Origin of the sequence: Brachybacterium hainanense (assembly GCF_042434575.1) — a bacterium.
Lineage (GTDB): Bacteria > Actinomycetota > Actinomycetes > Actinomycetales > Dermabacteraceae > Brachybacterium > Brachybacterium hainanense.
The window spans coordinates 235,008-243,094 of the sequence record NZ_JBHLSV010000003.1 but is presented as its reverse complement, the minus strand read 5'-3'; the positions used below and the strand labels follow the sequence as shown (position 1 = coordinate 243,094).

At 68.6% G+C, this 8,087-nt stretch carries 1 protein-coding gene and 1 pseudogene; both read left to right on the top strand.

Features of this window, described 5'->3' with window-relative positions:
* The first annotated feature begins 574 nt into the window (after positions 1-574).
* The gene (gene rpoB, locus ACFFF6_RS04005) at positions 575-4,063 is read left to right on the top strand and encodes a DNA-directed RNA polymerase subunit beta (RefSeq protein ID WP_376978416.1); all 3,489 of its coding nucleotides are present in this window, start codon (positions 575-577) and stop codon (positions 4,061-4,063) included.
* A 99-nt stretch (positions 4,064-4,162) separates the two neighbouring features.
* Positions 4,163-8,039, top strand: a pseudogene (locus ACFFF6_RS04000) (DNA-directed RNA polymerase subunit beta').
* Positions 8,040-8,087: the final 48 nt, after the last annotated feature.

Sequence of the window (8,087 nt, the reverse complement as noted above, 5' to 3'; positions counted from 1 at the left end):
CCTCGCCCGCACGGGCGTCGAGGTCGCGGGCATCGGCCTGCTGGCCGCGGCGCTCGCCTGGGCGGGCCTGGTGCTGATCCGGCGGGGACGCGCCCGCCGCTGACCTCCCGCCTCCCGTGATCGGCGCCGCCTCCCGGTGCCGCCGGCGTCCTCCCGGCCGGGGCCCTCGCGCAGGGGCCCGGCCGGGGAGGGCCGCCGCAGGACGGATCCGGTCCGCCTCCGAGCTCGGAGGCGGACCGGATCCGTCTCCGCACGGTCCGCTGCGGCTCGTCCGCTTGACTCGGAGGGGCATTGCCCGCATCCTTGTTCACGAACGTGAGCTGTTCCTGTCGAACGCATCACGGCCCTGGAGCCCCGGCACCCCCGGAGGAGCACCCGGCCGGAGGCGACGAGACAGTCAGGCAGGAGGCTCCGCCCTCCGCGCCAGGCATATGGCGGTCGACGCGGATGGACCCGGGTGTCCTGCACCCCTTGTGTCCATCCGTGTATTCTTGTATGCTCGGTCCTTGCGCTGTGTCCCTCCTGCGGGCACGGGCGCCCCCACCCCGTCATCGGCCTGTGGAAGGACCACCCCTTGGCTGCCTCGAGCACCGATATCACCACCGATATTGCCCTGCGCACGGCCTCGCCGCGCGTCACCTTCGCGAAGCTGGGCGACCCCATCCAGGTCCCCGACCTGCTGAGCCTCCAGACCACGTCGTTCGACTGGCTGCTCGGCAACGAGCGCTGGCAGGAGCGGGCCGCGGAGGCCGCCGCCGTCGGCCGTGAGGACGTCCCCCAGACCTCGGGTCTGGCCGACATCTTCGAGGAGATCTCCCCGATCGAGGACTTCGCCGGCAACATGGCGCTGTCCTTCCGCGACCACACCTTCGACGAGCCGAAGCACACGGTCGACGAGTGCAAGGAGAAGGACCTCACCTACTCCGCCCCGCTGTACGTCATCGCCGAGTTCATGAACAACGAGACCGGCGAGATCAAGACCCAGACGGTCTTCATGGGCGACTTCCCGCTCATGACGGACAAGGGCACGTTCATCATCAACGGCACCGAGCGCGTGGTCGTCTCGCAGCTGGTCCGCTCCCCGGGCGTGTACTTCGAGGAGTCGATCGACAAGACCTCGGACAAGCGGATCTTCTCCGTGAAGGTGATCCCCTCGCGCGGCGCCTGGCTCGAGTTCGAGGTCGACAAGCGCGATCAGGTCGGCGTGCGCATCGACCGCAAGCGCAAGCAGTCGGTGACGACGCTGCTGCAGGCGCTGGGCATGTCCCCCTCGGACATCCTCGAGGAGTTCGGCGAGTTCGAGTCGATCCGCTCCACCCTGGAGAAGGACCGCATCACCTCGCAGGACGAGGCGCTCATGGACATCTACCGCAAGCAGCGCCCGGGCGAGCCGCCGTCGCGCGATGCGGGCGAGGCCATGCTCAACAACCTGTACTTCAACGACAAGCGCTACGACCTCGCGAAGGTCGGCCGCTACAAGATCGACAAGAAGCTCGGCATCGAGTCGCCGCTGTCGCAGTCGACCCTCACGCTCGAGGACATCGTCCAGGCCATCAAGTACCTCGTGTCGCTGCACGCGGGCGTCGAGGGCTACACGAGCGAGGGCGGCAAGGACGTCCGCGTCGAGACCGACGACATCGACCACTTCGGCAACCGTCGCATCCGCGCGGTGGGCGAGCTGATCCAGAACCAGGTCCGCACGGGCCTCTCGCGCATGGAGCGCGTGGTCCGCGAGCGCATGACGACCCAGGACGTCGAGGCGATCACGCCGCTGACCCTGATCAACATCCGCCCCGTGACCGCGGCGATCAAGGAGTTCTTCGGGACCTCGCAGCTGTCGCAGTTCATGGACCAGAACAACCCGCTGTCGGGCCTGACCCACAAGCGCCGGCTCTCGGCGCTGGGCCCGGGCGGCCTCTCCCGCGACCGCGCGGGCATGGAGGTCCGCGACGTCCACCCGAGCCACTACGGCCGCATGTGCCCGATCGAGACCCCGGAGGGCCCGAACATCGGCCTGATCGGCTCGCTCGCGACCTTCGCGCGGATCAACCCGTTCGGCTTCGTGGAGACCCCGTACCGGAAGGTCAAGGACGGCGTCGTCAGCGAGGAGATCGTCTACCTCACCGCGGACGACGAGGACCGGCACATCATCGCGCAGGCGAACGCGAAGATCGACGAGAACGGCACCTTCCTGGACGAGGCCGTGCTCTCGCGCATGCCCGGCGGCGAACCCGAGCTGGTCCCGCCGACCGACGTCGACTACATGGACGTCTCGGCCCGCCAGATGGTCTCCGTCGCGACCGCGATGATCCCGTTCCTCGAGCATGACGACGCCAACCGCGCGCTCATGGGCTCGAACATGCAGCGCCAGGCCGTGCCGCTGCTGCGGACCGAGATGCCGCTGGTCGGCACCGGCATGGAGCGTCGCGCCGCGGTCGACGCGGGCGATGTGGTCGTCGCGAAGAAGGCCGGTGTCATCGAGCACCTGTCCGCGGACCTCATCTCCGTCATGGCCGATGACGGCACCCGTCAGACCTACCCGATCGGCAAGTTCCAGCGCTCCAACGCCGGCAACTGCTACAACCAGCGCGTCCTGTTCGACGAAGGCGCCCGCGTCGAGGCCGGCTCGATCCTGGCCGACGGCCCGTCGACGGACGAGGGCGAGCTCGCGCTCGGCAAGAACCTCCTGGTCGCGTTCATGTCGTGGGAGGGCCACAACTACGAGGACGGCATCATCCTGTCCTCGCGGATGGTCCAGGACGACGTCCTCACCTCGATCCACATCGAGGAGCACGAGGTCGACGCCCGCGACACGAAGCTCGGCAAGGAGGAGATCACGCGCGACATCCCCAACGTGGGCGACGACGTCCTCGCGGACCTCGACGAGCGCGGCATCATCCGCATCGGCGCCGAGGTCGAGCCGGGCGACGTCCTGGTCGGCAAGGTCACCCCGAAGGGCGAGACCGAGCTGACCCCGGAGGAGCGCCTGCTGCGCGCGATCTTCGGCGAGAAGGCCCGCGAGGTGCGCGACACCTCGCTGCGCGTGCCCCACGGCGAGTCCGGCACGGTCATCGGCGTGCGCGTGTTCACCGAGGAGGACGAGTCCGACATCCTCCCCACCGGCGTGAACGAGATGGTCCGCGTGTACGTGGCCCAGAAGCGCAAGATCACCGACGGCGACAAGCTCGCCGGCCGTCACGGCAACAAGGGCGTCATCGCGAAGATCCTGCCGGTCGAGGACATGCCCTTCCTGGAGGACGGCACCCCGATCGACATCATCCTGAACCCGATGGGCGTGCCCGGGCGCATGAACATCGGCCAGGTGATGGAGACGCACCTCGGCTACGTGGCCAAGAACGGCTGGGACATCGACCCGCAGGCTCCCGCGGCGCAGGATCTGCCCGAGTCGGCCCTGCACGGCGAGCCCGGGACGCCCGTCGCGGTCCCGGTCTTCGACGGCCTGTCCGCGGAGGAGCTGGACCTGCTCATCGGCAGCCACACACCGAACCGGGACGGCGAGCAGATGGTGAAGGCCGACGGCAAGGCGCGCCTGTTCGACGGCCGCTCCGGCGAGCCGTTCCCGGCGCCGATCTCGGTGGGCTACATGTACATCCTGAAGCTCCACCACCTGGTCGACGACAAGCTGCACGCCCGCTCGACCGGCCCGTACTCGATGATCACGCAGCAGCCGCTGGGCGGCAAGGCCCAGTTCGGCGGCCAGCGCTTCGGCGAGATGGAGGTGTGGGCGCTCGAGGCGTACGGCGCCGCCTACGCCCTGCAGGAGCTGCTGACCATCAAGTCCGATGACGTCTCCGGCCGTGTGAAGGTCTACGAGGCCATCGTCAAGGGCGAGAACATCCCGGAGCCGGGCATCCCCGAGTCCTTCCGCGTCCTCCTCAAGGAGATGCAGTCGCTGTGCCTGAACGTCGAGGTGCTCTCCTCCGACGGCATGAGCATGGACGTGCGCGAGAGCGACGAGGAGGTCTTCCGCGCCGCGGAGGAGCTCGGCATCGATCTGTCCCGTCGTCCCCACGAGGGCGTCGGCTCCATCGAAGAGGTCTGAGAGATCGTCCCCGGCGCCCGCACCCTGCGCGCGCCGGGGACCCTCCCTCGACCCTGATCCCTCAGACCCCACGATTTTCGATTCGAGAGAAGGACACCTGTGCTCGACGTCAACACCTTCGACGAGCTCCGCATCGGCCTGGCGACCGCCGATGACATTCGGACCTGGTCGTTCGGCGAGGTCAAGAAGCCGGAGACCATCAACTACCGCACGCTCAAGCCTGAGATGGACGGCCTGTTCTGCGAGAAGATCTTCGGTCCCACCCGGGACTGGGAGTGCTACTGCGGCAAGTACAAGCGCGTGCGCTTCAAGGGCATCGTCTGCGAGCGCTGCGGCGTGGAGGTCACCAAGTCGGCCGTCCGCCGCGAGCGGATGGGCCACGTGGAGCTCGCCGCGCCCGTCACCCACATCTGGTACTTCAAGGGCGTGCCCAGCCGTCTGGGCTACCTGCTGGACCTCGCGCCCAAGGACCTCGAGAAGGTCATCTACTTCGCGGCGTACATGATCACCGGCGTGGACGAGGATGCTCGCCACGAGGACCTGCCGGACCTGCAGGCCCGGCACGACCTGGAGATCAAGGAGCTCGAGAACGAGCGGGAGGCCGCGATCAACGATCGCGCGCTGTCCGCCGAGCAGGACTTGGCCTCCCTGGAGGCCGAGGGCGCGAAGGCCGATGCGCTGCGCAAGGTCCGCGACTCCGCCGCCCGCGAGCAGGCGCAGATCCGCAAGAAGTACGACGCGGAGATCGTCCGCGTGCAGGCCGTGTGGGACCGCTTCAAGAACCTCAAGGTCGCCGACCTCGAGGGCGATGAGCAGCTCTACCGCGCCATGAAGCTGCGCTACGGCACCTACTTCGAGGGCGGCATGGGCGCGGAGGCCATCCAGAAGCGCCTGCAGGACTTCGATCTGGACGCCGAGGCGGAGATCCTCCGCGACGTGATCGCCAACGGCAAGGGCCAGAAGAAGGCCCGCGCCCTCAAGCGCCTCAAGGTCGTCTCCGCCTTCCGCACGACGACCAACTCGCCGGCCGGCATGGTCCTGGACTGCGTCCCGGTCATCCCGCCGGACCTGCGTCCGATGGTGCAGCTGGACGGCGGTCGCTTCGCGACCTCCGACCTCAACGACCTGTACCGCCGCGTGATCAACCGCAACAACCGCCTCAAGCGGCTGCTGGACCTCGGTGCTCCCGAGATCATCGTGAACAACGAGAAGCGCATGCTGCAGGAGTCGGTGGACAACCTGTTCGACAACGGCCGCCGCGGCCGCCCGGTCACCGGCCCGGGCAACCGTCCGCTGAAGTCGATCTCCGACATGCTCAAGGGCAAGCAGGGCCGCTTCCGCCAGAACCTGCTGGGCAAGCGCGTGGACTACTCCGGGCGCTCCGTCATCGTGAACGGCCCGCAGCTGAAGCTGCACCAGTGCGGTCTGCCCAAGGGCATGGCGCTGGAGCTGTTCAAGCCCTTCGTCATGAAGCGCCTGGTGGATCTCTCCCACGCGCAGAACGTGAAGGCCGCCAAGCGCATGGTCGAGCGTGCCCGTCCCGAGGTCTGGGACGTGCTCGAGGAGGTCATCACCGAGCACCCGGTGCTGCTGAACCGTGCGCCCACCCTGCACCGTCTGGGCATCCAGGCCTTCGAGCCGCAGCTCGTCGAGGGCAAGGCGATCCACCTGCACCCGCTGGTGTGCGCCGCCTTCAACGCCGACTTCGACGGCGACCAGATGGCCGTGCACCTGCCGCTCTCCGCGGAGGCGCAGGCCGAGGCCCGCATCCTCATGCTCTCGAGCAACAACATCCTCAAGCCGTCGGACGGACGGCCCGTGACCATGCCCGCGCAGGACATGATCATCGGTCTGTACCACCTGACGACGGTGCACGAGGACGGCGCGGGAGCCGGGCGCTCCTTCTCCTCCGTGGCCGAGGCCATCATGGCCCTGGACGCGGGCGAGCTGGACCTGAACGCCCCAGTGTCGATCCGCTTCCCGGAGGTCGTGCCGCCGGAGGGCTGGGAGGCGCCGGAGGGCTGGGAGGAGGGCGACCCGATCACCCTCGTGACCACGCTCGGCACGGTCTACTTCAACGAGACCCTGCCCGTGGACTTCCCGTACGTCGAGGGCCAGGTCGGCAAGAAGCGTCTGGGCTCGATCGTGAACCAGCTGGCCGAGCGCTACGACAAGGGCCAGGTGGCCGCGTCGCTGGACGCCCTCAAGGCGTACGGCTTCTCGTGGTCGACCCGGTCCGGGGTGTCCTTCGCGTTCTCCGACGTCGTGGCCCCGCCCTCGAAGCCGGAGATCCTCGCGAAGTACGAGGCGAAGGCCGCTCAGGTCCAGGAGAACCGCGATCTGGGCCTGGTCTCGGAGGCGGAGCGCAACTCCGAGCTCATCGACATCTGGACCGAGGCGACCAACGAGGTCGACAACGCGATGCGCGAGAACTTCGAGTCCACCAACGCGATCTTCCGCATGGTGCACTCGGGCGCTCGAGGCAACTGGATGCAGATCCGCCAGATCGCCGGCATGCGCGGGCTCGTGACGAACCCGAAGGGCGAGATCATCCCGCGCCCGATCCTCTCGAACTACCGCGAGGGCCTGTCGGTGCTCGAGTACTTCATCGCCTCGCACGGCTCCCGCACTCGCGGACACGGCGCTGAAGACCGCGCAGTCGGGATACCTGACCCGTCGCCTGGTCGACGTCTCGCAGGACGTCATCGTCCGCGAGGCCGACTGCGGCACCACCAAGGGCCTCGTGCTCCCGATCGCGACCTCCGAGGCGGGCTCGCTGCGCGTGCACGAGCACGCCGAGACCACCGTCTACGGCCGCACCCTCGCGACCGCCGCGGTGGACGCGGACGGCGTCGAGCAGGCCCCGGCCGGCTCGGACGTGGGCGACGTGCTCATCGAGAAGCTCGTGGCCGCGGGCGTCACCGAGGTGAAGATCCGCTCCGTGCTGACGTGCGACTCGGCGGTCGGCACCTGCGCCGCCTGCTACGGCCGCTCGCTCGCGACCGGTCAGCTCGTGGACATCGGCGAGGCCGTCGGCATCATCGCGGCCCAGTCGATCGGCGAGCCCGGCACGCAGCTGACGATGCGTACCTTCCACACCGGCGGTGTGGCCAGCGCCGATGGCGACATCACGCATGGTCTGCCCCGTGTGCAGGAGCTCTTCGAGGCCCGTACCCCGGCCGGCTTCGCGCCGATCACGGAGTCCGCGGGCCGCGTGGAGATCGAGGAGAACGACAAGCAGCGTCGCGCCACGGTGATCCCGGACGACGGTGCGGACCCGATCACCTACACGATCTCCAAGCGCGTGAGCATGCGCGTCTTCGACGGCGACCATGTCGAGGTGGGCCAGCAGCTCTCCCAGGGCTCGGTCGACCCGAAGCAGGTGCTGCGCATCCTCGGCCCGCGCGCGGTGCAGAAGCACCTCGTGGACGAGGTCCAGAAGGTGTACAACTCGCAGGGTGTGGACATCCACGCCAAGCACATCGAGGTCATCGTCCGGCAGATGCTCCGTCGCGTGACGGTCATCGAGTCCGGCGACACCGATCTGCTGCCCGGCGACTTCACCGAGCGCGTGTCCTTCGAGCGCGAGAACCGGAAGATCCTCTCCGAGGGCGGTCAGCCGGCCTCCGGTCGTCCCGAGCTCATGGGCATCACCAAGGCGTCGCTCGCCACGGATTCCTGGCTGTCGGCCGCCTCCTTCCAGGAGACGACCCGCGTCCTCACCGAGGCCGCCCTGAACCGCAAGAGCGATTCGCTGATGGGCCTCAAGGAGAACGTCATCATCGGCAAGCTGATCCCGGCCGGCACGGGCCTGTCCCGCTTCCGCCGCATCGCTGTGGAGCCGACCGACGAGGCGAAGGCGCAGATGTACCAGGTGCCCGGCTACGACGAGCTGGACTTCTCCGGCTTCGGCGGCGGCTCGGTCTCGCTGGACGACATCGACTACGCCGATCCGTTCCGCAGCGACTTCCGCTGATCCGGTCCGGGCGGGCGCGGGGGAGACCCCGGTCCGTCCGGCCGATGA